General features: G+C 59.2%; 26 protein-coding genes. 14 read left to right on the top strand and 12 right to left on the bottom strand.

All coding sequences use genetic code 11. The features are described 5' to 3' along the window. The 5 genes from WCG50_RS09485 to WCG50_RS09465 all read right to left on the bottom strand — a co-directional run. Nucleotides 1-1,105: M1 family aminopeptidase (locus WCG50_RS09485; RefSeq protein ID WP_336899355.1), on the bottom strand; the 1,105-nt coding region annotated here is incomplete at its 3' end. Next, entirely contained in the window at nt 1,089-1,787 is a 699-nt protein-coding gene (locus tag WCG50_RS09480; RefSeq protein WP_336899354.1) for an HAD family phosphatase, read from the bottom strand. The genes WCG50_RS09480 and WCG50_RS09485, both read right to left, overlap by 17 nt. Further along, a protein-coding gene (prfB, locus tag WCG50_RS09475) for a peptide chain release factor 2 (protein WP_336899353.1) occupies nt 1,787-2,891 on the bottom strand; the annotation gives its coding sequence in 2 pieces (ribosomal slippage) (nt 1,787-2,809 and nt 2,811-2,891; 1,104 coding nt in all). Before prfB ends, WCG50_RS09480 begins: the two co-directional genes overlap by 1 nt. Before the next feature lie 72 nt (nt 2,892-2,963). Beyond that, on the bottom strand, nt 2,964-4,232 hold the full coding sequence (locus WCG50_RS09470; protein ID WP_336899352.1) for a hypothetical protein: 1,269 nt from the start codon (nt 4,230-4,232) through the stop codon (nt 2,964-2,966). A gap of 86 nt (nt 4,233-4,318) precedes the next feature. Further along, nucleotides 4,319-5,227, bottom strand: a complete 909-nt coding sequence (locus WCG50_RS09465) for an alpha/beta hydrolase (protein WP_336899351.1) — start codon at nt 5,225-5,227, stop codon at nt 4,319-4,321. A 144-nt stretch (nt 5,228-5,371) separates the two neighbouring features. Here WCG50_RS09465 and WCG50_RS09460 point away from each other — a divergent pair, with 144 nt between their 5' ends. From WCG50_RS09460 to WCG50_RS09440, 5 genes are all read left to right on the top strand, one after another. Then, complete coding sequence (locus WCG50_RS09460; protein WP_336899350.1) at nt 5,372-6,178, top strand: hypothetical protein; 807 nt, start codon at nt 5,372-5,374, stop codon at nt 6,176-6,178. Nucleotides 6,179-6,229: 51 nt separating this feature from the next. After that, nucleotides 6,230-7,294 carry an aldo/keto reductase gene (locus WCG50_RS09455; protein WP_336899349.1) on the top strand — a complete coding sequence of 355 codons (1,065 nt, stop codon included), beginning with the start codon at nt 6,230-6,232 and terminating at the stop codon, nt 7,292-7,294. Between the two features lie 18 nt (nt 7,295-7,312). Beyond that, entirely contained in the window at nt 7,313-7,804 is a 492-nt protein-coding gene (locus tag WCG50_RS09450; RefSeq protein ID WP_336899348.1) for an aminoacyl-tRNA deacylase, read from the top strand. Nucleotides 7,805-7,886: 82 nt separating this feature from the next. Next, a complete protein-coding gene (plsY, locus tag WCG50_RS09445; protein WP_336899347.1) occupies nt 7,887-8,603 on the top strand; it encodes a glycerol-3-phosphate 1-O-acyltransferase PlsY in 717 nt (238 codons plus the stop codon). A gap of 10 nt (nt 8,604-8,613) precedes the next feature. Continuing rightward, nucleotides 8,614-9,321, top strand: a complete 708-nt coding sequence (locus WCG50_RS09440) for an amidotransferase (protein WP_336899346.1) — start codon at nt 8,614-8,616, stop codon at nt 9,319-9,321. Nucleotides 9,322-9,342: 21 nt separating this feature from the next. Here WCG50_RS09440 and WCG50_RS09435 read toward each other — a convergent pair whose 3' ends face one another. After that, nucleotides 9,343-9,843 (bottom strand): pyridoxamine 5'-phosphate oxidase family protein, encoded by a 501-nt coding sequence (locus WCG50_RS09435; RefSeq protein WP_336899345.1) that lies wholly within the window; start codon nt 9,841-9,843, stop codon nt 9,343-9,345. A 263-nt stretch (nt 9,844-10,106) separates the two neighbouring features. On the opposite strand from WCG50_RS09435, the gene WCG50_RS09430 reads away from it, so the two are divergent. Beyond that, nucleotides 10,107-10,577, top strand: coding sequence for an Lrp/AsnC family transcriptional regulator (locus WCG50_RS09430; RefSeq protein WP_336899344.1), 471 nt, complete (start codon nt 10,107-10,109; stop codon nt 10,575-10,577). Between the two features lie 73 nt (nt 10,578-10,650). Here WCG50_RS09430 and WCG50_RS09425 read toward each other — a convergent pair whose 3' ends face one another. The 3 genes from WCG50_RS09425 to WCG50_RS09415 are packed head-to-tail and all read right to left on the bottom strand — an operon-like array spanning nt 10,651 to nt 12,749. Further along, nucleotides 10,651-11,616 (bottom strand): HD domain-containing phosphohydrolase, encoded by a 966-nt coding sequence (locus WCG50_RS09425; RefSeq protein ID WP_336899343.1) that lies wholly within the window; start codon nt 11,614-11,616, stop codon nt 10,651-10,653. Between the two features lie 3 nt (nt 11,617-11,619). Continuing rightward, nucleotides 11,620-12,264 (bottom strand): TIGR02281 family clan AA aspartic protease, encoded by a 645-nt coding sequence (locus WCG50_RS09420; RefSeq protein ID WP_336899342.1) that lies wholly within the window; start codon nt 12,262-12,264, stop codon nt 11,620-11,622. Then, the gene (locus WCG50_RS09415) at nt 12,264-12,749 is read right to left on the bottom strand and encodes a YajQ family cyclic di-GMP-binding protein (RefSeq protein WP_336899341.1); all 486 of its coding nucleotides are present in this window, start codon (nt 12,747-12,749) and stop codon (nt 12,264-12,266) included. Before WCG50_RS09415 ends, WCG50_RS09420 begins: the two co-directional genes overlap by 1 nt. Nucleotides 12,750-12,782: 33 nt before the next feature. Here WCG50_RS09415 and murB point away from each other — a divergent pair, with 33 nt between their 5' ends. Together murB and WCG50_RS09405 are read left to right on the top strand one after the other, a co-directional pair. Beyond that, complete coding sequence (gene murB, locus WCG50_RS09410) at nt 12,783-13,859, top strand: UDP-N-acetylmuramate dehydrogenase (RefSeq protein WP_336899356.1); 1,077 nt, start codon at nt 12,783-12,785, stop codon at nt 13,857-13,859. A 50-nt stretch (nt 13,860-13,909) separates the two neighbouring features. After that, nucleotides 13,910-14,923, top strand: a complete 1,014-nt coding sequence (locus WCG50_RS09405) for a complex I NDUFA9 subunit family protein (RefSeq protein WP_336899340.1) — start codon at nt 13,910-13,912, stop codon at nt 14,921-14,923. A 5-nt stretch (nt 14,924-14,928) separates the two neighbouring features. Here WCG50_RS09405 and argG read toward each other — a convergent pair whose 3' ends face one another. From argG to WCG50_RS09390, 3 genes are all read right to left on the bottom strand, one after another. Further along, nucleotides 14,929-16,272, bottom strand: coding sequence for an argininosuccinate synthase (gene argG / locus WCG50_RS09400; RefSeq protein WP_336899339.1), 1,344 nt, complete (start codon nt 16,270-16,272; stop codon nt 14,929-14,931). Nucleotides 16,273-16,339: 67 nt separating this feature from the next. Continuing rightward, nucleotides 16,340-16,657, bottom strand: coding sequence for a pyrimidine/purine nucleoside phosphorylase (locus tag WCG50_RS09395; RefSeq protein ID WP_336899338.1), 318 nt, complete (start codon nt 16,655-16,657; stop codon nt 16,340-16,342). Between the two features lie 321 nt (nt 16,658-16,978). Further along, complete coding sequence (locus tag WCG50_RS09390; protein ID WP_336899337.1) at nt 16,979-17,362, bottom strand: ArsC family reductase; 384 nt, start codon at nt 17,360-17,362, stop codon at nt 16,979-16,981. Between the two features lie 39 nt (nt 17,363-17,401). On the opposite strand from WCG50_RS09390, the gene folC reads away from it, so the two are divergent. The 6 genes from folC to gltX are packed head-to-tail and all read left to right on the top strand — an operon-like array spanning nt 17,402 to nt 24,129. After that, complete coding sequence (folC, locus tag WCG50_RS09385) at nt 17,402-18,718, top strand: bifunctional tetrahydrofolate synthase/dihydrofolate synthase (RefSeq protein ID WP_336899336.1); 1,317 nt, start codon at nt 17,402-17,404, stop codon at nt 18,716-18,718. Nucleotides 18,719-18,752: 34 nt separating this feature from the next. Next, entirely contained in the window at nt 18,753-19,508 is a 756-nt protein-coding gene (locus tag WCG50_RS09380) for an SPOR domain-containing protein (protein ID WP_336899335.1), read from the top strand. A 4-nt stretch (nt 19,509-19,512) separates the two neighbouring features. After that, nucleotides 19,513-20,001, top strand: a complete 489-nt coding sequence (locus tag WCG50_RS09375; protein ID WP_336899334.1) for a CvpA family protein — start codon at nt 19,513-19,515, stop codon at nt 19,999-20,001. A gap of 14 nt (nt 20,002-20,015) precedes the next feature. Continuing rightward, nucleotides 20,016-21,518 carry an amidophosphoribosyltransferase gene (purF, locus tag WCG50_RS09370; protein ID WP_336899333.1) on the top strand — a complete coding sequence of 501 codons (1,503 nt, stop codon included), beginning with the start codon at nt 20,016-20,018 and terminating at the stop codon, nt 21,516-21,518. Nucleotides 21,519-21,520: 2 nt separating this feature from the next. Continuing rightward, nucleotides 21,521-22,744: an O-succinylhomoserine sulfhydrylase gene (locus WCG50_RS09365; RefSeq protein ID WP_336899332.1), complete on the top strand. Its 1,224-nt coding sequence runs from the start codon at nt 21,521-21,523 to the stop codon at nt 22,742-22,744. After that, nucleotides 22,741-24,129 (top strand): glutamate--tRNA ligase, encoded by a 1,389-nt coding sequence (gene gltX, locus WCG50_RS09360; protein WP_336899331.1) that lies wholly within the window; start codon nt 22,741-22,743, stop codon nt 24,127-24,129. The genes WCG50_RS09365 and gltX overlap by 4 nt, the downstream gene beginning before the upstream one ends. The last annotated feature ends 117 nt before the right edge of the window (nt 24,130-24,246 follow it).

Genomic DNA, 24,246 nt, shown 5'->3' with positions numbered 1-24,246 from the left:
ACTGGGCGGTGCGCAGCACGCGCACGTCTTCAATGCGCTTGACGGCGCGGGCCGATGCGTCAGCACACAGGTCCATGCTGAATTCCTGATCGCGGAATACAGTTAAACCTTCTTTCAAGGACAGTTGGAACCAATCGCGGCAAGTGATGCGGTTGCCGGTCCAGTTGTGGAAATACTCGTGGCCGACGACCGACTCAATATTGGCAAAATCCACATCGGTGGCGGTGGCCTGGCTGGCCAGCACGTACTTGGTGTTGAAGATGTTGAGGCCCTTGTTTTCCATGGCGCCCATGTTGAAGTCGCTGGTGGCCACAATCATGAAGCGCTCCAGGTCCAGCGGCAGGCCAAAGCGGGCTTCGTCCCACACCACCGAAGCCATCAGTGAGTTCATGGCGTGTTCGGTCTTGTCCATGTCGCCGGGGCGCACATAAACCTGCAGCAAATGCTCTTTGCCAGCGCGCGAAACGATGCGTTGCTCGCGGCACACCAGTTGACCAGCCACCAGCGCGAACAGGTAGGACGGTTTTTTGTGCGGGTCGACCCAGGTTGCAAAGTGGCGACCTTCGTTGCCCACACCTTCCAGTGCACCGGAGTCGACCAGATTTCCGTTGGAGAGCAACACCGGAAACTTCTGCTTGTCAGCGCGCAGCGTCACGGTAAAGCTGGCCATCACATCAGGACGGTCCAGGAAGTAGGTGATGCGACGGAAGCCTTCAGCCTCGCATTGGGTAAAAAACGAGTCGTTGCTGACGTACAAGCCCATCAGCTTGGTGTTTTTAGCCGGGGCGCAGGTGGTGAAAATTTCCAGCTCAAAAGTGCCTTCAAGCGGCAGGTTGTCCAGCACCAGTCGGCTGCCTTCCATCTTGAACGAGGCGCCTTGGCCGTTGACCAGCACCCGAGCCAGGTTGAGCTCTTCGCCATAGAGCTTCAGGGCTTGCGCCTCAACCTCAGGGTTACGGCGCAGCGTCATTTTGTTGAGGACGCGGGTCTTGGCGGGGTCCAAGTCAAACGTCAGGTTGACGGTGTCGATCCAATAAGCTGGTGCGGTGTAGTCGGCACGGCGAATGACGGTGGCGGGGCCTTCGGCCTCACGAAGTTGCAACATGCAGATTCTCCAGAAATTTCGAGTTCAATAGTTCGGTGTAGTCGCGCACGCTGGCAACCACATGGGGTCCGGCGAGTTGCGCCGGGGTGTGAGTGGTGCAGACCGCCACGGCCAGCATGCCGGCACGGCGTGCTGCTTCAATGCCAAAAGGCGCATCTTCAAAGACAATACAACCTGCAGCCCTTGATTTCATTCGGCTAGCTGCTTCTAAAAATATAGCGGGGTCGGGCTTGCCAGGCAGCCCTTCGTCGCCGCCCACCACGGCGTGGGGCGCGGTTTTCAGTTTCAGGTGAGAAAAGACAAACGCAATATTGTGTTTATCGCCTGCGGTGCCCACGCCAAATTTCAAACCGGTTTGCAACGCCTGTTCTGAAAATGCTTTAAACCCGGCGACTTCAGAAAACACCGGGGCATAAAGCGCACGGTAAAGCGTTTCTTTCTCGGCAATCAGGGCCAAAGCCTCGGCTTCAGGCACATCGCGCTGAAACAACTCGCGCATGCATTCGACCCCGTTGCGTCCGGTGGTTCGGCGCATCAGGTCGTCCAGATCAATCGCCAGGCCGTGCTGCTGCGCAAACTCCACCCAGCTTTGGGCGTGGGTGGGCATGGAGTTGACCATGGTGCCGTCCATGTCAAAAATCAATGACTGAATGGGTCGCGCTTGCGCGATCAAACGATCCATTACACGCCTTGCTTCAGGGACGCTTCAATGAACTGGTCTAGATCGCCATCCAGCACCTTTTGGGTGGCAGACGTTTCATAGTTGGTGCGCAAATCCTTGATACGGCTGTTGTCCAGCACGTACGAACGAATCTGGTGGCCCCAGCCCACATCGGTCTTGGAGTCTTCGAGCTTTTGCTGCTCTTCTTGCTGCTTGCGCATCTCGAAGTCGTACAGGCGCGAACGCAGACGCTTCCAGGCCACATCGCGGTTGCCGTGCTGGCTACGACCATCTTGACACTGCACCACGATGCCGGTCGGCAAGTGGGTCAAACGCACGGCCGAGTCGGTTTTGTTGATGTGCTGACCACCCGCGCCGCTGGCCCGGAAAGTGTCGGTGCGCACGTCAGACGGGTTGATGTCGATGACGATCGAGTCATCAATTTCGGGGTACACAAACACCGAGGCAAACGAGGTGTGGCGCCCGCCCGACGAGTCAAACGGCGACTTGCGCACCAGGCGGTGCACGCCGGTTTCGGTGCGCAGCAGGCCAAACGCGTATTCGCCTTCGACCTTGATGGTGGCGCCCTTGATGCCAGCGGTGTCGCCCGCGGTTTCGTCTTCAATCGTGACGGTAAAGCCTTTGCGCTCGGCGTAGCGCAGGTACTGGCGCAGCAACATGCTGGCCCAGTCGCAGGCTTCGGTGCCGCCGGCGCCGGCTTGAATATCAACAAAGGCATTCAAGGGGTCGGCCGGGTTGTTGAACATGCGGCGGAATTCGAGCCCTTCAACGATGGCGGCCAGTTTGGCGGTTTCGCCTTCGATGGTGATCAGACCGGCTTCGTCGCCGTCTTCTTTGCTCATCTCGAACAGTTCGGCGTTGTCGGCGATCTCGGAGGTCAGGTTGTCGAGAGTGACGACCACGCCATCGAGCGCTTTTTTCTCGCGGCCCAATTCCTGAGCGCGTTTGGGGTCGTTCCAGACGGTCGGGTCTTCGAGGGATGCGTTGACGGTTCTCAGGCGTTCAGATTTGGCAGGGTAGTCAAAGATACCCCCGTAACTCGAGGGTCCGCGCGCTCAAATCGGTGAGTTGGGTGCCGATGAGGTTGATGCGTTCTGCTTCCATGATGCGGGTCCTAAACTTATGAGTATCAAATAACCCGCTATTTTCTCACGACCCCACCGTGTTTCTTGAAGGTCAGCGCCCAAACAGGCCTTTCAGTGCTTTGCCGACATCAGGCAGGCCGGGCAGGGTGGGCGTTGGGGGCTTTTCTTCTTCGGACGGAGGCGTGCGCCCGCTGCGGCTACCTGCCATGGAACCCTCTTCCCCCAGCGGCAGCATGCTGACTGATTTCACGCGGATCCGCGCCGCCCACTCTGGCTCCCAAGGGGTGCGTTTGTCGGTGGGACGTGGTGGGTGGGCCAGATTGAGCTCTTGCCCGTAGGCAATGCCACGCAGCATGGCACCCTGGGCCTTGGCAAAAATGCCGGCTGGAATGGCACATTGGGTTTGGGTGGTGGGCAGCAAGACTTTTTCTTTGAGCCACTTGTCGACGTTGGCGTTGCTGGCGTAGTCCATCAGGCCCCAGCCCGGCTCGGGCACCTCGGACGAGCTCCAGATCACCATTTCGCTCTCGCCTGCGTTCTCACTGCCACTCATGGCGGTTAAAAAGTAGGCTCGGGCTGTGGGCAGACCGGGCCAGTTGAGACGCGTGGCGGCGGCGCCTCCGCCTTCGCTGTTCAGCGCCAGTTTGGGCATGAAATCCTGCATGTTGTCGATGGCAAATTTGAGGCTGTCGGGCAGCCCTTCACCGCTCAGCGCATGCTGACCCACCAGCGAGGCCTTGGCGGGCACGCTCTGGCGGTGCTTTTCGTTGGGCCAGATCGAGTGGCCTGGCTCGGCCTTGGCGCCGGTATCGCGCACGGCGCGCCCCATCATGAATTTGCCGTAGTCCTCCACCCCCGTCTTTGAGAAGTCCAGCACCCGGGGCTGGCCCGCGCGCACTTTGTCGCTGCAACCCCAGTAAAAAAGAAGCCGGCCTTTGGGCTGCTGGGGTGTTTCGTCAGTGCGTTCCCGGGGCTGCCGCGTGGCTGTTTTGGCTTGGGCCGTGACCGGCAGCAGCACCAGGCTGGGGCCCATGTTTTGTCCGGCGGGAATGGTCTGCGTGGCCTCGGTGCCCGCTGGTTTGCGCTGCGTCACCACGGCCAGGTCGAGCCAGCGCCCCGGCATCATGCCGCGGGTGGCGCCAAAGCTGACGCCGCCCATGCCCGGCATTCCCGCCATGCCGCCGACCATGCCACCCAGCCCGCCCATCGAAGGCATCTCGTCCATGCCGGCCATGGAGGCGGTGGCGATGTCCATCCAATACTGCGCAACCGGCGGCTTGACCACCTGGGTTTGCGCCAAGGCGCCACCGCAAAAGAGCAGGGCGAGGACGGGGTTGAGGCTGAACAATCTGGTTTTCATGGGCACACTCCGCAATCAAAGAAGCGAGAAGTCGCGAAAACCGTCAGGCTACCTTGGCCAGGGTGGGCCGATGTTGATATTTCTCCTTAATCGGCCGCGAAAAAGCGCTCGATCAGCGCCGCCAACTGCGCCGGCTGGTCGTGGTGCAGCATGTGGCCCGCGTCGTCGATGCGCGCCATTTCTACCTGCGGCACAAAGCGCATGCGCTCGTGGTGCTGCGCCAGGGTGTGCTTGCCTTTCCACCACGCGGCCATGCTGTCGTCGGACGCCTCCACCATCAGCACCGGCAGGCTGATGCGCTTGTAAATTTCCAGTACCTCGTCCAGCCGGTACAACTGGGCGTTGACGATTTTGTGCGCCGCCTCACCCAAAATGCGCCATTGGCCGTCAGCCCCTTCCTGCGCCCAGTGCTGTGCCAGCCAGTGGGCCTTGTCAGCCCCCAGGCGCGGGTTGTTTTTCATCAAACGCTGCGCCACACCGGCCGCTGAGTCGTAGCCTCTCGGCGCCTTCTCTCCCTGGTGCAGCGCTTTGACTTCATCCATCCAGTGGGCAAAGCGGCCCGGTGCCTCGCTGGGTTGCGTGGCGGGCATGCCAAAGCCTTCCAGGTTGACCAGACGGCGGATGCGCTCGGGGCGCACCCCGGCGTAGATCATCGCCACATTGCCGCCCATGCTGTGACCGACCAAATTCACTTTTTCGCCCTGCGCGTAGTGGTCCAGCAAGCCGTCCAAGTCGGCCAGGTAGTCGGGAAACCAGAAGCTGTCGGCGCCGCCCGAGGCCGTTTGGCCAAATCCGCGCCAGTCCGGGGCGATCACATAGTGGTCGTGGCTCAGGGCATCCACCATGAACTGGAAGCTGGCGGCCACGTCCATCCAGCCGTGCAGCAACACCATCGGCGTTTTATCCGGGGCGGGTTCGCCCCACACCTGCACGTGGTAATTGAGGTTGCGAATCGGGGTAAATTCGCTGCGGGGCATTCGTTTGATTGGGTACATTTGGCGAATCATACGGAGGCGCGCCTTGAGCATCAGTCAAGCCCGTAACCCAGCGCATCATGGCGAGTCTTGTGCTACGAAAATAATAGCTGCTTGCGCAAGTAGCACGAAGGCTAGAGGTCGTTTTTAATAAAAGGAAAAAGCATGAGCTTGCGGGTCAACGTGATCAGTCTGTCGGGCGCCCGACGCATTTATCTGCTCTCTGTTTTGAAGTGGCTGGTGTTGGTGGTGCCGCCCGTGGTCGCATTCAAACTGGCGGGTGTGAGCCAGGTGTCAATCTTGGTACTGGTGATGAGTGTGCTGGCTTTTGGCGCGCTTCGCGCCTGGGAGATGAGCCGGCGGCGCCAGTTCATCCGCGAGTCGCGCTTCCCGCCGTATTTGGTCACCAAACTGCGCAAGCAGTACCCGCAGTTGAGCGCGGGCGATGCCGATCTGGTGATGCGCGGGCTGCGGCAGTTTTTTGTGGCGCATTTGCGTAGCCAGCGCCGATTTGTCGCCATGCCGTCGCAGGTGGTGGACTTTGCCTGGCACGAATTTATCTTGCACACGCGCGCTTATCAACTGTGGTGTGATGCCGCGTTTGGCAAGCTCTTGCACCACACCCCGGCGGAAGTGCTGGGGCGCGATCCCAAGCGCAACGATGGTCTGCGGCGCACTTGGTACTGGGCGTGCAAGGAAGAAAGTATTGACCCGCGTAAGCCCGCCCGCTTGCCGCTGCTGTTTGCACTCGACAAGAAATTCGACATTCCCGGTGGCTTCACTTACGTGCCTGACTGCCAGGACATCGATCGGCAAAGCCAGTCGGGGACTTATTGCGGCACCAGTTTCGGGGAGGGCGGCGGTGGCAGCGGATGCGGGGGCGATGCTGGCGGATTTGGCGGCAGCGAATCGTCGGGCGGCGATGAGGGCTCTGACGGTGGGGGGTGTGGTGGGGGCTGCGGCGGAGATTGAGCTTGACCGCTAAACTTGCCGCTCACTTATTACCAGCGCTAATTGCCGACCATGAAAACCATTCAACTCGGTCACAGCGACCTGCATGTCACCCCCATTTGCCTCGGCACCATGACCTTTGGTGAGCAGGTGGATGAACCCACCGCCCACGCCATCCTGGACCGCTCGCTGGAACGCGGCGTCAACTTCATTGACACGGCTGAAATGTATGCCGTGCCACCCCGGGCCGAAACCTTTAACGCCACTGAAATCATCATCGGGCACTGGTTGGAAAAAAATCCGGCCGCCCGCCAAAAGCTGGTGCTGGCGACCAAGGTGGCCGGGCCATCGCGAAACATGTCGTGGGTGCGGGGTGGCAGCCCCGACCTGACCGCGGCCGACATCGTCGCCGCCTGCGAAGGCAGCCTCAAGCGCCTGAAGACAGATGTCATTGACCTCTACCAGATTCACTGGCCGACCCGCCATGTGCCGGCCTTTGGCATGCTGTATTTCGACCCGGCCAAAGACGAACCCTGCACATCCATTTACACGCAACTCGAAGCCCTGCACACGCTGGTAAAGGCTGGCAAGGTGCGCGCTATCGGCCTGTCCAACGAGTCGCCCTATGGCGTGCATGAGTTTGTGCGGTTGTCTGAGCAATATGGCTTGCCCCGCGTGGCCACGCTGCAAAACCCGTATTGCCTGCTGAACCGCACGGTTGAAAATGGGCTGGACGAGACCATGCACCGCCTGGGTGTGTCGCTACTGGCCTACTCGCCGCTGGGCTACAGCCTGCTCACCGGAAAGTACGATGCTTCTGGCCTGACCGGGCCGGACGCGCCCGCCGAAGGTCGACTGGCCAAGTTCGAGTCGACCCGCAAGCAGCGCTGGGGCCGCCCTGAAGCGCTGGTGGCAGCGCGCCGCTACAACGCGCTGGCGCGGGAAAATGGCTTGACGCCGACCCAATTGGCGCTGGCTTTTTGCTACACCAAATGGCAGGTAGTCAGCACCATTCTCGGTGTCACCTCGGTGGCGCAACTGGATGAAAACCTGGATGTGTGGGGCACCACTTTGTCGCCCGAACTACTGACCCAGATTGACGCCATTCGCTGGGAACTGCGCGATCCGGCGCAGTAATCACCTAGCCGACACGTCATGGCCAAAAAAGATCACGTCAGCGAAACCCCTGCTACCCAACTGCTCAAAACCCACAAGGTGGCGTTCACCGAACACCCCTACGAGTACCTGGAACACGGCGGCGCCCAGCACAGTGCCGAGGTGCTGGGTTGGGACCCCTTCACGGTTGTCAAAACGCTCATCATGCAAGACCAGGACGCCAAGCCGCTGGTGGTGCTGATGCACGGTAACCGCAAGGTGTCGACCAAAAACCTGGCGCGCCAGATTTGCGCCAAGTCGGTGGCACCCTGTCTGCCAGAGGTGGCGAACCGGCACAGTGGCTATCTGGTGGGGGGCACGTCGCCTTTTGGCACGCGCAAAACCATGCCGATTTACATCGAGTCAACGATTCTTGACTTGCCCAAAATTCTTATCAATGGCGGGCGGCGCGGCTACTTGGTGGGCATTGATCCGCAGGTCTGCGTCGAGTTGCTGGGTGCTAAACCAGTGCAGTGCGCGCAGATTGAATAATTCCTGACGTCAAACCTGAAACGGGCTGGCAAAATAGCCCCTTCATGCCCCCGACCCACGCGGGCAAACGCAGGAGCCTTCTTTGCAATCACTTCAAGCTTTATTCCCCTTCGCGGCCACGCTGCTGGGCTACCTTATTGGCTCTTTGTCGTTCGCGGTGATCGTCAGCCGCGTCATGGGCCTGAACGACCCGCGCACTTTTGGCAGCAAAAACCCGGGCGCCACCAACGTCTTGCGATCCGGCAACAAGGGCGCGGCCGTTGCCACGCTGCTGCTTGATGCTGGCAAAGCCACATTGCCGGTGTTGCTGGTCAAGTGGTTCGGCAAGCCCTATGGACTTGAAGAAGGCACGATGGCGATGGTCGGTCTGGCCGCCTTTGTGGGCCATCTGTACCCGGTGTTTTTTAAATTTGTGGGCGGCAAAGGTGTTGCGACTGCCTTGGGCGTGTTGCTGGGCATCAACTGGATGTTGGGCTTGGCAACGGCGGCCACTTGGTTGATCGTGGCGTATTTCTCCCGCTTTTCTTCGCTGGCCGCGCTGGTGTCGGCGCTGTTTGTACCGGCGTATTACGTTTTTGGCGATGGCGTGGCCTGGTATTTGAACAGTGTGGTTTTATTTTCGCTGTGCATCATGTCGCTGCTACTGATTTACCGGCACGCTGAGAACATCAACCGCCTGATTAAGGGCACTGAGTCGCGGCTGGGCCAAAAGAAAGCGCCAGTGACGCCAGTTCCAGCGCACCCACATGGCCACAGCCACGGCCATAGCCACCAGACCGGTCACAAATCCAAGCACTGAATCCCCCATCATGAAAATTTGCGTCCTTGACAACGATGTAATCGACCCCGAGGTAGCGCCCACCTATACCAGCTACGGCGCCATGTTCGAGCGTCTGCTGGGTGCGGCAGGCGCGCACGACTGGTCCTTTGACCGGTTTGACACCATGCAGGGCCAGTACCCAGCGTCGTTTGACGACTACGACGCGGTGCTGCTCACCGGCAGCCGGGCCGATTCATTCTCACAAGCGCCCTGGGTGCTGGCCTTGCGGGCACAAGTCGTGTTGCTGTTGCAAGCGCGTAAAAAACTGCTGGGCATCTGTTTTGGCCACCAGTTGATTGCCTTGTGCATGGGTGCCAAAGTAGGGCGCGCGCCACAAGGCTGGGGCACCGGGCGCATGACCTACCAATGGCATAACCACCCGCTCTCGCAGCCGCAGGATCGCACTGAAATCTCCCTGCTAGCCAGCCACCAGGATCAGGTGTTAGAGCTTCCCGAAGGCGCCACCTTGTTGGCCAGCAATGCGTTTTGCCCGGTCGCCGCTTTTGTGGTTGAGCAACACGTGCTGTGTGTGCAGCCGCACCCCGAATTCGTGGAAGATTACAGCGCGTTTTTGTTGGGCAAACGCCGGGCCTTGCTGGGCGAAGCGCTGTATATCCGCAGTATTGATAGCCTCGCGCTAGGCCACGACGGGGCGCAAATGGCCCGCATGATGGTGGCCTTTGTCGAAGGCACTTAAAGCTTTTTGAACAGCGGTTGGCTAGGCCAGTGGCCGCAAAACACTGGCCAAAGTCTCGGCATCCAGCGAACGCGCGGCACCAAATCCGGCCACCTGGCGAGCGTCCGTCACATGGACCGCCACAAACATGAAGTCCCCCAACTGCGTCATTGGTTCCACTTCAGGAAACCGCGCCAGATAAGCCGCTCGCGCCGCTGCCCACGCGGTGCTGTGGCGCTCCAAAACCTCGGCGCGGCCCAAGAGCGTGACGCGGGGCAGAGCGTGCACCGGTTCGCCCGCCACCTCGGCCTGCATCACCAACAGCGACACCTGGGGCGCATCCTGCAAATTGCGCGTGTGCGCCGCCAAACCGCTGACGTGAATCACCACGCAGGCGCTGGTTGGTTCCAGTGCAAACGGCACCATCGACACAAACGGTGTGCCGTCAGCGCCCAGCGTGCCCAAGGCGGCGATGCGCTGGGTGCTTAAAAGGGTGCGCAAGTCGCGCGTCAATCGGGGTTCGTGGGGTGTGGGGGTGGGCATCAACCAAGTCTATCCCCGAATGCGGTTGGCATTCGGGGTGTAGGGTTTGAAACGCAGGCCCTTGTGAGGCCGGTCTGCGCAACGCTCGGTGGTAGTCGGTGAGTTGCAGGTAGCCGTGGGTAACAGATGGGATAAGTTTAGGGCCGGGTGCCCGGCAGGGGATTGCGAAATAGGTTCTGTATCGCCGTTATTAAAAATATAATTGCTGTAATTTTTATGTAGTTGGCACATTCTGCCGATAGTTCGAAGTATTGAGGCAAACCATGAAACTTGATCGGTACGACCAACACATTCTTGAAGTGCTGCAACAAGATGGTCGCATCAACAACCAGGACCTGGCCGACCGCATTGGTCTGTCGCCTTCGCCTTGCCTGCGCCGGGTGCGGGCGCTGGAAGAGTCGGGCCTGATCGTCGGTTACCGGGCTTTGCTGGATGCCAAAAAACTGGGTCTGACGCTGATGGCGTTGATCCACATCTCCATGGACAAGCACACGCCCGAGCGCTTTGCCAACTTTGAGACCCAGGTGAGCGTGTTGCCCGAGGTGTTGGAGTGCCTGCTGATCACCGGGCAAGATGCTGATTACCAGCTCAAAGTGATGGTGCGCGACATGGACCACTACCAGTCTTTGTTACTCAACCAACTGACCCGCATTGAGGGCGTGACCGGCGTGCATTCCAGCTTTGTGCTGCGACGGGTGGTGAGCAAGACGGCGCTGGCGGTGAGCGCGGGTTAAGCGCTGGGTTATGTGTCAAATAACCTTCTAGCCCCCGTGCTATCTGCGCAAGTAGCTATAAAAAATATAGTGACTAAGGGTGCGCCGCCGCATAGGCGCCGAGCTGCAAAATCAGGTGGTGATTCAGGCGTTCACGCACCATGGAGGCGGCCAGCGCCGACTTGATGCCAGGGCTTCCATTGGCGGTGCGGTGCAGGCGTGGCGGGTTCATCAGCATGCCGGCTTCGTTGATCACAATCGCCACGTGCGGCATGTTGGGTTTGCTGCTGCGGCGCATCACCACGGCCACTTCTTTGCTGTCCAGGCGCACATAGGTGCCGGGTGGGCACAAGCCCACGGCGCGCACCAGCGCGTGGCCGACCTCGTCATTTTTCTCGGTTGAGTTGCTGATGATGGAACGAACCGACTCGGTCGCGCTGCGGCCTTCGCGTGATTTACGGGGGCTGATCATGGCGGCGTAACGGTCCACCACACGCAAAATTCTAGACAAGCGTTTGATGGGTTCTATGCTTTGCAGATCGCCCATGTCGGTGCTTTCGTCATGGTGGTAGCGGATGGTGTCGAGCCACATTTCGTCGAGCACGCCCATATTGGCCAGCATCATGCCGCCTTTGAAGGCGTGCGCACGAATGGCGGTTTGTTGCTCGGCACTGGGTTTTTCGATTTGATCTGCCAGTTGGTCTTGCAACTTCGTCATGGCGATGTTCATGGTCAGGGCGGCATGCACCAGGCTGTTGCGCTCCTCCAAAGGCAGCTTGAGTTCGACGGCAATCAGGTGGCACAACACGGCGCAGACCAATGCGTGCGAGGCACTGTAGCCCACGGGGGAATTACTGGCCAATTGAAAAAGCAAATACAGGCCCACGTCAGTGTCGCGTTCCAGCAGCGTTTTCAGCCAGCGGTCGTACTGCCAGACGCGTTGCTCAAATTCCTGAATGCTGGCGGGGCTGCCCAGAATGATGCCCAGGCCGGACTCCAGGTCAGACCAGAGGCTGAGCAAGTCTTCGTATTCGTTTTCAGTCTTGACGGTCACACTCATGGCTCAATACCGTTTCTCGAGAACCATCTGGTCATTGGTTCGCGTCATTTGAAAGCGGCCCAGAAAACTGTTGCCCAGCAAGACATAAGACATGGCGCCCGATGAAACAATGGCGTCCACGTCGTACACCACCACATCACCAATGCGCACCGACGCCAGTTTGAGCCGCCAGCCAGGGATGACCCCATTGGCGGTGCTCATTTGAATGGCTTGCCCGGTTTTGTAGTTCAGGCCCACGCGCTCGGCATCAGCCACGCTCAGGGACACCATGGAGGCCCCGGTGTCGACGACCAATTGCACGGCCCGCCCGTTGATTTGCCCTTGTGTAAAAAAGTGGCCCCCGCTTCCGGCACTCAACACCACTTTGGTACCGCCTTCGCCCGCGTTGGAGGTGCCGCCCACGCTCGATGGCGCTTCACCGACACGCAGGTTGTGGCGCTTGCCCGCTATTTCCATCACGGCCAGGTCGCCTTGCGTTGAGATGATCTTGACGCCCTTGTAAGTCTCGCCCACGGCCACGGTTTTGGGCGCGCTGCCATCCACCATCAGAAGCGCTTTGCCGCCCAACATGCCTGACAGTGCCACCGTCTGCGCTACGGCTCCCAAGCCCAGGGCCAGCAGCGTGAACAGCAGGGCAACAGCTTTCATCAGTCGCGAAAGTTGTCGAAGGTCAGTGGGATGTCGGTCATTTCTTTCTTGATCAGGGCCATGGCGGCCTGCAGGTCATCGCGCTTGACGCCGGTGACACGCACTTTTTCTTCCTGAATGGCGCCTTGCACCTTGAGTTTGCTGTCTTTTAACAGGCGTTGAATTTTTTTGGACACTTCAGTCTCGATGCCGCTGCGCACTTTGATGATGCGTTTGACCTTGTCGCCGCCCATTTTTTGCACGTCGCCCATATCCAGAAAACGCACGTCCACATTGCGTTTGGTGAGCTTGTTGCGCAGGATGTCTTCAATCTGGGTGAGCTGGAATTCAGCGTCGCCAATGACGGTGATTTCCTTGTCCTTGAGTTCAATCGAGGCCGGTGTGCCTTTGAAGTCAAAGCGGGTGATGATTTCCTTGGTGGTGTTTTCCACCGCGTGTTTGACGTCCACCATACTGGCGTCGCAAACGGTATCAAAAGAGGGCATGGGAGTACTCACAAAATGGTCGACAATCCCGCCATGTTAGTCGAGAAAAACGTCCCCCTGCAGCCTTTTAATACCTTCCACATCGTGGCCCGGGCCCATACGCTGGTGCGCATTGCCAGTGAAGCGGATCTGCACGAGTTGCTCAGCGACCCCGAGTGGGGCCCCGAGCCGAAATTCGTGCTGGGCGGCGGCAGCAATATTGTGCTGACGGGCGATGTCAAACCGGTGGTGCTCAAAGTCGAGATCATGGGCCGACGACTGGTGTCAGAAACGGCCAAGGCGTTCATTGTGGAGTCCGGAGCCGGTGAAAACTGGCACGATTTTGTGGCCTGGACGCTGGCACAGGGCTACCCCGGTCTGGAAAACATGGCACTCATACCGGGTACGGTTGGCGCATCGCCGGTGCAAAACGTGGGCGCTTACGGCGTCGAGTTGCAAGACCGCTTCGAGTCGCTGGACGCCATGGACCTGCAAACCGGCCAGATATTTACGCTGAATGCGGCGCAATGCGCGTTTGGCTACCGTGATTCAATTTTCAAGCACAGCAGTGCCGAGGCGCTGCCGGCAGGCGGGCATCAAGCTCTGGGACTCAAAGGCCGGGCCCTGATTCTGCGCGTGCGTTTTGCCTTGCCCAAGCTCTGGAAGCCGGTGCTGGGTTATGCCGATATCGACAAAAAAATGGCCGAGCACCACTGCACGCAACCAACGGCGCAACAACTGTTTGACTGGGTGTGTGAGATTCGTCGCGCCAAGTTGCCTGACCCGCAGGTGATTGGCAACGCCGGCAGTTTCTTCAAAAACCCCACCGTGACGCTTGAACAGTGCGCCGACATCATTGCCCGCGACCCCAAGGTGGTGCATTACCGGTTGGCCGATGGCTCCATCAAGCTGGCGGCGGGCTGGTTGATTGATTCCTGCGGTTGGCGCGGCAAGTCGGTCGGCCAGGCCGGTGTCTATGAAAAGCAGGCGCTGGTGCTGGTCAACCGGGGCGGCGGTAGCGACGGCGATGGCGCCACCGGGGGCGAGGTCATGACCTTGGCCCGCGCCATTCAAACCAGCGTGTATGAGCGCTTTGGCATCCGGCTGGAACCTGAGCCGGTGGTGGTTTGAATTTTGACCTTTCGCATGCCTTTGGTTTGCAAATGTATTAAATTGGAACGATGAAAAACATTTTGATACTTGGTGGTACCGGTTTTGTTGGTGCGCATGTCTGTGAAAAACTGGTGCGCGAGGGCTGGCGCGTCACGGTATTGACCCGCAGGCGATCAAATGCCCAGCATTTGCTGCCCCTGCCGTCCACGACGGTACTTGAGGTGGATGTGCATGACGAGGCCGCGCTGACGCGTGCCCTTACCGGCCAGGATGCGGTGGTTAACCTGGTCGCCATCCTGCATGGCACCCAGGAATCGTTTGACAAAGCGCATGTGGCCTTGCCGCAAAAGCTGGCGCGCGCTTGCGTGGCGGTCGGTATCGAGCAGGTCGTACATATCAGCGCCTTGGGTGCCGATGCCTTGCAGCCCCAGTCTGCGCCTTCGATGTACCTGCGCAGCAAAGGGCAGGGCGAAGCGGTGTTGATGCAGGCGGCTATCGGTGCCGGTGCTGACCACGGTAAGCACGCCGGGTTTGAGCTGACCATACTGCGGCCCAGCGTTATCTTTGGCGCGGATGACAAGTTCATCAACCTTTTTGCCAAGCTACAAAAAATATTTCCCGTGATGCCGCTGGCCGGTGCCGATGCACGTTTTCAGCCGGTGTGGGTGGAGGATGTGGCGACGGCCGTGGTGCGCAGTCTGGCGCGGGTGGGGGCTTCAGATGCCAAAACACCGCGCATCATCGAGGTCTGTGGACCGGATGTGTTTACGTTGAAAGAGTTGGTGCAACTGTCGGCTCAACTCAGTGGTGTCTGCGAAGGGCTTGGCCGCCCGGTGATCGCGTTGCCCCGCTGGTTGGGTCAAATTCAAGCGGCGATGATGGAGCTGGCACCCGGCCAGCCCTTGATGAGCCGGGACAACCTCGACTCCATGCAGATCGACAACGTGGCCACCGGCAAACTGCCGGGGCTGTCGTCGCTGGGGATTACCCCTTCAGCGCTGCGCCCGATTGCGCAGGATTACCTGGAACAAAATCAGCCCAGTTACGGGCTGACCGGCATTCGCCTGCGCTCCCACCATTAAGCAGTTTACTTGCCGCTGTCGTTGGCCAGGTTGAGAAAGTCGCCGCCTTCGCCCAGTGACAACAGGCCCGCTTTGGCGTAGATGCCCAGTTTGGCGCGGGTGTCCACAATGTCCAGATTACGCATGGTGAGTTGACCGATGCGGTCCAGCGGCGAGAACGGCGCGTCTTCCACTTTTTCCATGCTCAGGCGCTCGGGCGCGTAGGTCAGGTTGGCCGACTCGGTGTTCAAGATGGAGTAGTCGTTGCCGCGACGCAGTTCCAGCGTCACTTCGCCGGTCACGGCGCGCGCCACCCAGCGCTGAGCGGTTTCGCGCAGCATGATGGCTTGTGGGTCAAACCAGCGGCCTTGGTACAGCAGGCGACCGAGTTTGCGGCCGTTGTCGCGGTACTGCTCAATGGTGTCTTCGTTGTGGATGCCGGTGACCAGACGCTCGTAGCAGGCAAACAGCAGCGCCAGACCGGGCGCTTCGTAAATGCCACGGCTCTTGGCCTCGATGATGCGGTTTTCGATCTGGTCGCTCATGCCCAGACCGTGGCGGCCACCAATGCGGTTGGCTTCCAGAATCAGGCTCACCAAGTCAGGAAACTCGACGCCGTTGATAACAACCGGGCGGCCTTCTTCAAATCGCACCGTCACTTCTTCGCGTTTGACTTCGACTTCATCCTTCCAGAAGGCCACGCCCATGATCGGGTTGACGATCTTCATGCCGCTGCTCAAGAACTCCAGGTCTTTGGCTTCGTGTGTGGCGCCGAGCATGTTGGAGTCGGTCGAGTAGGCTTTTTCGGCCGACATCTTGTAGCCAAAACCGTGCTGCGTCATGAACGCCGACATCTCGGAGCGGCCACCGAGTTCGTCGATAAACGCCTGATCGAGCCAGGGTTTGTAAATTTTGAGCGACGGGTTGGTCAGCAGGCCGTAGCGGTAAAAACGCTCAATGTCGTTGCCCTTGAAGGTGCTGCCATCGCCCCAGATGTTGACGTCGTCTTCCTTCATCGCCGCCACCAGCATGGTGCCGGTCACGGCACGGCCGATCGGCGTGGTGTTGAAGTAAGTCACGCCCGCCGTGGAGATGTGAAAAGCCCCACTTTGCAGCGCCGCCAGACCTTCCGCGGCCAACTGGCTGCGGCAGTCGATCAAACGGGCCAACTCAGCGCCGTATTCCATCGCCTTGCGCGGGATTTCGTCGTAATCGGTCTCGTCGGGCTGGCCCAGATTAGCGGTGTAGGCGTAGGGCAGGGCGCCTTTGAGCTTCATCCAGTGCAGGGCCGCGCTGGTGTCCAAGCCGCCCGAGAAGGCGATGCCGACTTTTTGGCCGACGGGGGTGTTTTGAAGGATGGTATTTGACATAAATGGCCTCTAGCCCCCGCCGAATAGGCGTGAGCAGCTATAAAAAACGAAGTGAAATGAGAGCGGTTTAACCGAAGTGGCAAATGTAGTGGTAGGCCTCGGTCACGCGAATGTCGAACTTGGAGTTGCCGGGGATGCTGAATTTTTCGCCAGGCGCCGATGTCACCCAAGCGTCAGAGCCTGCCAACTTGTATTCGCAAGCGCCCGCCACGCATTCCATGATCTCAGGCGCGCCGGTGTTGAACGTCAGCGTTGCGGGCAGCACGACGCCGACCGATTTTTTGGTGCCATCAGGGAAAGTGACGCCGTGGCTGACACATTTGCCGTCAAAGTAAACGCTGGCCTGGGTGGTGACGGACACGCCGTCGAGTGTGGATGTAATCATGTGGATTATTTTAATCAGGGTCTTAACTGCTTTGACGAGTCTTGGAAACCGTGCGACAAGTTCTCGAACCTGTGTGACAAGTCCTTGAACCCGTGCGGTGAGCCAGGCCCGAATGCCGGGGGCTCTCAACGCTTCGCTTTTTGAAATCGCCCCGACATCCGGGCCTGACTCGCCGCACTACCGTCGTGAATAAGCGCTAAGCGGCAAGTGATACCCGGACGGTGGCGCCGATTTCAAAAAGCGAAGCGTATGAGGCGCCAGCGTCCGGGTGTCGCTTGTCGCGTCTTCGCCGAAGCCGTGACCCCCCCACGGATATAACGCTTAAGGCAAAAAGCCCGACCACTGAGATTCGTCAAAGCCGACAGTCACGCGCCCATCGCCCCATATCACCACCGGGCGCTTGACCACACTGGGGTTGGCCAGCATCACAGTGCTGGCGCTGACGACATCCACCACGGCTTCTCGTGTGGCCTCGTCCAACTTGCGCCAAGTGGTGCCTTTGCGGTTCACCAGCTTTTCCCAGCCCACGGCGGCAATCCAGCCGGGTAGCAAGTCAGCCGGAACGCCTTGTTTCTTGAAGTCGTGAAACAAGTAATCAATTCCTTGGTCGGTCAACCAGGTGCGTGCTTTTTTCACCGTGCTGCAATTCGGAATACCAAAGACGGTGACGGCTGGGGTGGGTGTGGGGGTGTTCATGCCCTGCATCATGCCACCGGCGAAAGGTGGGCGACAATCCTCCACTGTATGGAAAACCCTATGAATACATTGTCTGACTGGCTGGCTCACTGCGAGCAACTGCACCCCAAAAACATCGACATGGGCCTGGAACGGGTTCGCGTGGTGGCACAGGCGATGGAAATTCGCTTTGGCTGCCCGGTGATTACCGTGGCTGGCACCAACGGCAAAGGCTCGACTTGCGCGATGCTGGAAGCCATTTTGTTGCAGGCGGGCTACCACACGGGCGTCTACACCTCGCCGCATCTGGTGCACTTTGAAGAGCGCTTGCGGCTCAATGGTGAAGCGGTGAGTGCTACTGAATTAGTAGCTGCTTTTGCCCGTGTTGAAAGCGCCAGAGGCTTAAATGGTGCTGAAGTCTCGCTCACTTACTTCGAGTTTTCGACCCTTGCCATTCTGGATGTGATGGCGCGCGCCAAGCTTGATGTGGTGATTCTTGAAGTCGGTTTGGGCGGGCGCCTGGACGCGGTCAACATCATCGACCCCGACTGCGCCATCATCACCAGCATCGATCTGGACCACATGGAGTTTCTGGGTACCGACCGCGAGAGCATTGGCTACGAGAAGGCCGGCATCATGCGCACCGGTCGCCCGGTGGTGGTGAGCGACCCGATGCCGCCGCAAAGCGTGCTGGACCGGGCGCTGGAAGTGGGCGCCGACCTGTGGCGCTTTGGCGTGGATTTCAATGTGTCGGGCGACAAACAGCAATGGGGCTGGGCCGGGCGCGGCCGCCGCTACAGCGGTTTGGCCTACCCGGCGTTGCGCGGCGCCAACCAGTTGGTGAACGCGGCGGGCGTGTTGGCGGCTTTGGCGGCTTTGCGTGAGCGCTTGCCTATCACGGCGCAAGCGGTGCGCAACGGGCTGGCATTTGTCGAGTTGCCCGGGCGTTTTCAAATTCTGCCGGGTGAGCCCACGCTGGTGCTGGATGTGGCACACAACCCGCATTCGGTGGCAGCGCTCACGGCCAATCTGGACGCCATGAGTTATTTCCCCACCACGCACGCCATCTTCGGCGCCATGGCCGACAAAGACCTGGCGGCCATGCTGGTCAAGATCAACCCCTTGATTGACAAATGGTATTTCACCGACCTGCCCACGCCCCGGGCCGAGTCGGGCGAGGGTTTGCTGCTGAAATGGCGCGCCCAAAACAAGCGAAAAGAGCCAACGGCGACGGCCCACCCTGATCCTCAGCATGCCTTGCAAGCCGCCATCCTTGCGGCAGACCCCACTGATAGAATCGTCGTTTTTGGGTCGTTCTACACCGTGGGCGGCATATTGAAGGACGGACTGCCCCGCCTTCAAGCCAAACACATGCCGACGACTTAACCCCCTGAAATTTGACCCCCTGAGTTTTAGCACCATGGCTTTTTTCAAGTTTCGAAAAAGTGGCGACGAAGCGTCGTCCACACCGGTACAGCCTGAGAGCGTCGAGGGCATGCGAAAGCGCGCCAAACACCGGCTGATCGGTGCTGCCGTTCTGGTGCTGGTGGGCGTGATCGGGCTTCCGATGCTGTTTGACAAGCAACCCCGCCCGATTTCGGTCGATACCCCCATCGAGATTCCCGATAAGAACAAGGCCAAGCCCTTGAGCATTCCAGCGCCGGCGGCCATCGATACGGCCAAACCTGAAGCTGTCGCTCCGGTGACGCCTGCTGCGCCGGTGGTTGAGGCTGCTGTGCCAAAATTTGAGGAAAAAGCACCTGTAGCCCCCGTGTTACCTGCGCAAGTAGCTGCTAAAAATATAGCGGCTCCAGAACCCAAAGTGATTGAGAAACCCACGGATAAACCAGTTCAGCTTGCCAAACCCGTGGTTAAAGTCGATGAAGGCGCTAAGGCGCAGGCGCTGCTGGATGGCAAGAGCCTTGACAAGAAACCTGACGCCGCTGAAGGCCGGTTTGTGGTGCAGGTGGGGGCTTTTGCCGACGCCACGCGGGCGCGTGAAGTTCGCCTGAAAGTGGAGCACGCCGGCCTGAAAACCTATACCCATGTGGCGCAGACCAAAGAGGGTTCGCGCATTCGTGTGCGGGTTGGACCTTTTGCGACTCGGGCCGAGGCCGAGAAAGCGGCTGAAAAAATCAAGAAGCTGGCCTTGCCTGCCGCCATTCTGACTTTGTAGAACGATGCCGACGCTGGACTGGATTTTTTTGGGCGTGCTGCTCGCCTCGTTCCTGCTAGGTGCCTGGCGTGGCCTGATGTACGAGTTGTTGTCTGCCGTGAGTTGGATCGCGGCCTTCATCCTGGCGCAGTGGTTTGCCCCGGACGTCGCCCCGAAGCTGCCCATGGCGGGCTCGGGCGAGGGGGTTCGTTATGCGGCTGCCTTTGCATTGGTGTTCGTCTTGTCGGTGTTTGCCGGGGGGCTGCTGGCCAAGTTGGTTCAAAAATTATTTGCTGCCGTTGGCCTGCAACCGGCCGACCGGGCCTTGGGGGCCGCCTTTGGCCTGGTGCGCGGCCTTGTTTTGTTGTTGGCGGCCTCCGTCGTCGTTGGCATGAGCCCCATGAAGTCAAGCGCATGGTGGACAGAATCCGTGGGAGCTGGCATGAGCATGGCAACACTCAAAGGGTTAAAGCCCGTGTTGCCTGAAGAGTTTGGAAGGTATTTGCCTTCATGAGATTGGAATAAATAATGTGTGGAATCGTCGGCGTTGTCAGTAACGCACCTGTTAATCAACTTATTTATGACGCCTTGCTGCTGCTGCAGCACCGGGGTCAGGATGCCGCGGGCATCGTGACCCAGCAAGAGCGCAAGTTCTTCATGCAAAAAGCCAAGGGCATGGTGCGCGATGTGTTTCGCACCCGCAACATGCGCTCATTGCCGGGCAACTCCGGGCTGGGTCAGGTGCGCTACCCGACGGCGGGCAACGCTTTTAGCGAAGAAGAGGCGCAACCGTTTTACGTCAATGCACCGTTTGGCATTGTGCTGGTGCACAACGGCAACCTGACCAACGCGCATGCGCTCAAGGCCGAACTGTTTAGCACCGATCACCGCCATATCAATACCGACAGCGACTCCGAAGTCTTGCTCAACGTGTTGGCGCATGAAATTGGCGAGACCACGCGCGGCATGCCTTTGCAACCCAGCGATGTGTTTGAAGCGGTGCGCAAAGTGCATTTGCGCATCAAGGGATCTTATGCGGTGATCGCGATGATCGCGGGCCATGGCGTGCTGGCGTTTCGTGATCCGTTTGGCATTCGCCCCCTCTGCATGGGGCGCAGTGACGATGGCACGGTGTTGCTGGCCAGCGAGTCGGTGGCGCTGGAAGGCACCTCGCACAAGTTTGACCGCGACATCGCGCCGGGAGAAGCCGTTTTCATCGACTTGCAAGGCACGGTTCATGCGCAGCAGTGCGCGGCTAACCCGGTGCTGAGCCCGTGCATTTTTGAGTTTGTGTACCTGGCCCGCCCGGATTCGGTGATGGACGGTATTTCGGTTTACCAGGCGCGTTTGAACCTGGGCGAGACGCTGGCCAAGCGGGTGATTTCGACCGTGCCACCGAATGAGATTGACGTGGTGATTCCAATCCCTGAGTCCAGCCGCCCCAGTGCTGCGCAGTTGGCCCATTTGTTGGGGTTGCCGTACCGCGAAGGGTTTGTTAAAAACCGCTACGTGGGCCGCACCTTCATCATGCCGGGGCAGTCGGTGCGCAAAAAGTCAGTGCGCCAAAAACTCAACGTGATCGCAAGTGAATTCAAGGGCCGCAACGTGTTGCTGGTCGACGACTCAATTGTGCGCGGCACCACCAGCCGCGAAATTGTGCAGATGGCGCGTGATGCCGGTGCCCGCAAGGTCTACATGGCCAGCGCGGCACCACCGGTGCGGTTTCCTAACGTCTATGGCATTGATATGCCGACGCCCGAAGAGTTGGTGGCGCACAACCGCACCGTTGATGAAATTCGTCAAATCATTGGCTGCGACGCCCTGATTTACCAGGACGTGGATGCCATGAAGAAAGCCATTGGCGCGCTGAATAAAAACATCATTGGCTTTGATGCCTCCTGTTTTGACGGCGTGTATTGCACCGGCGACATCACGGCGGCTGACATTCTTCGGTTGGGCGCGACGCGTGTGGGTGGCGACGAAGCCGCTGAAGATAACTCCCGGCTGGCATTGCCTAACCCCGCGAACTGACCATGACTGAAAAAAAATTACCTGACGATTTGCATCGCGATACGCTGGCGGTTCGCACGGCGGTAGAAAAAAGCCAGTTTGGCGAAAACTCGGAGGCGATGTACCTGACGAGCAGCTTCGTGCAGCCCAATGCCGAAACCGCTGCACGCCGCTTTGCGGGTGAAGAAGAAGGCTACACCTACTCGCGCTTTTCCAACCCCACTGTCACCAGTATGGAACTGCGGCTGGCGGCGCTGGAAGGTGCCGAGGCGTGCATTGGCACCGCGAGCGGCATGGCGGCCATCACGCTCCTGTGCATGGGCTTGCTCAAGTCGGGCGACCATATTATTTGTTCGCAAAGCGTGTTTGGTTCCACCATTCGTTTGCTGGCCGGTGAGTTCGGCAAGTTTGGGGTGCAGACCACGTTTGTGTCGCAAACCGACGTGGCCCAGTGGCAGGCGGCGGTGCAACCCAACACGCGTATGTTGTTTGCCGAGACGCCCACCAACCCACTGACCGATGTGTGCGACATTGCCGCGCTGGCGGACATTGCCCACGCCTGCGGCGCCTTGCTGGCGGTTGACAATTGCTTTTGCTCGCCCGCCTTGCAGCAACCCATCAAGTTGGGGGCCGACGTGGTGATTCATTCCGGCACCAAGTACCTCGACGGTCAGGGCCGGGTGATTGCCGGTGCGCTGTGCAGCACTAAAAAACTGGTGGATGAAAAGTTCATGCCGGTCATGCGCAGTGCCGGACTCACGCTCTCGGCTTTCAACGCCTGGGTGGTGCTCAAAGGCATGGAAACCCTGTCGATTCGCATGAAAGCGCAGAGCGACAATGCGCTGGCGCTGGCCACCTGGCTGGAGGCTCAGACGCAAGTTTCGCGGGTTTATTACCCCGGCCTGAAATCACATCCGCAGCACGCGCTGGCGATGGCGCAGCAGTCTGGCTTGGGCGGCGCCGTGGTGTCGTTTGACGTCAAGGCGGGTGAACCGGTTGCTGCGCGCAAAAACGCGTTTCATGTGATTGACAGCACGCTGGTGTGCTCCATAACCGCTAATTTGGGTGACACCAAAACCACCATCACGCACCCTGCCAGCACCTCGCATGGCCGCATCACCGAGGCGCAACGCCAGGCCGCCGGAATCGGTCAAGGCCTGATTCGCGTGGCCGTCGGACTCGAAAACATTGAAGACCTGAAGGCCGACCTCGCGCGTGGCCTGCAAGGTCTGGAAACTCTCTCATGACACAAAAAACCCGCACCCGATTCGCCCCGTCACCGACGGGTTTTATTCACCTTGGCAATATTCGTTCGGCTTTGTACCCGTGGGCGTTTGCCCGCGCGACTGGCGGCGACTTTATTTTGCGCATCGAAGATACCGATGTGGAGCGCTCATCGCAAGCAGCGGTCGATGTCATCATCGAGAGCATGACCTGGCTGGGCCTGGACTACGACGAAGGCCCGTTCTACCAAATGCAGCGCATGGACCGCTACAAAACGGTGCTGGCCGAGTTGCAGGCCGCAGGCCACGTTTACCCCTGCTACATGAGCATGGGGGAACTTGATGCTCTGCGCGAAGCCCAGATGGAAGCCAAAGAAAAACCGCGCTACGACGGCACCTGGCGTCCGGCACCGGGTAAAACGCTTCCAGCAATTCCTGATGGCGTGCAACCGGTGCTGCGCTTTTTGAATCCACAAGGCGGCTCCGTGGTGTGGGAGGACAAGGTCAAGGGTCGCATCGAGATCAGCAACGACGAGTTGGACGACCTGGTGATTGCCCGCCCTGATGGCACGCCCACCTACAACTTCTGTGTCGTAGTCGATGACCTTGATATGGCGATTACCCACGTCATTCGCGGCGATGACCACGTCAACAACACACCGCGCCAGATCAATATTTTCCTCGCCCTGGGCAAACAGCCGCCGGTGTACGCCCATCTGCCGACCGTGCTCAATGAGCAAGGCGAGAAGATGAGCAAGCGCAACGGTGCCAAGCCCGTGACGCAATTTCGGGAAGAAGGCTATTTACCCGACGCCATGGTGAACTATCTTGCTCGTCTGGGCTGGAGCCATGGCGATGACGAAATTTTTACCCGCGAACAATTTCTCGGCTGGTTCAATCTGGATCATCTGGGCCGCAGCGCTGCCCAGTTTGACGAAGCCAAATTGCGTTGGGTGAATGCCCAGCACCTCAAGGCCATGACCGATGACGCACTGGCTCCCTTGGTGGCAGCCCAACTGCAAAAACGTGGCATCGTGGCCGATGCACGTTTGCCGCGCATTTGTGGCTTGCTAAAGGACCGTTGCGATACCACGGTGATGCTGGCGGATTGGGTAACCAAGTTTTATGCTGACATAACACCCAATGCAGACGAGGTGGCTCAACACGTCACCGAGGCCGTCAAGCCCGTGCTGAGCCTGCTGGTTGAAAAACTTACCACTTGCGTTTGGGATAAGCCGTCGATTGCTGCGGCCATCAAGGAGGTTCTCGCAACCTTTAGTATCAAAATGCCACAACTTGCCATGCCAGTGCGGGTATTGGTGATGGGGACTGCCCAGACCCCTTCCTTGGATCAGGTGCTTGAGTTATGTGAAAGAGAAAAAGTGTTGGGCCGATTACGCATATCTTGAAAACCACGCTATAATTTGAGGCTTGGAAATAACAAATACTTGAAAAAGTAATTGTTGGTTTAGGGGGTATAGCTCAGCTGGGAGAGCGCTTGCATGGCATGCAAGAGGTCAGCAGTT

Source organism: Rhodoferax sp., from assembly GCF_037143375.1.
Lineage (GTDB): Bacteria > Pseudomonadota > Gammaproteobacteria > Burkholderiales > Burkholderiaceae_C > Rhodoferax.
Note: the sequence above shows the minus strand (reverse complement) of the source record. Positions and strands in the feature narration are given on the sequence as shown.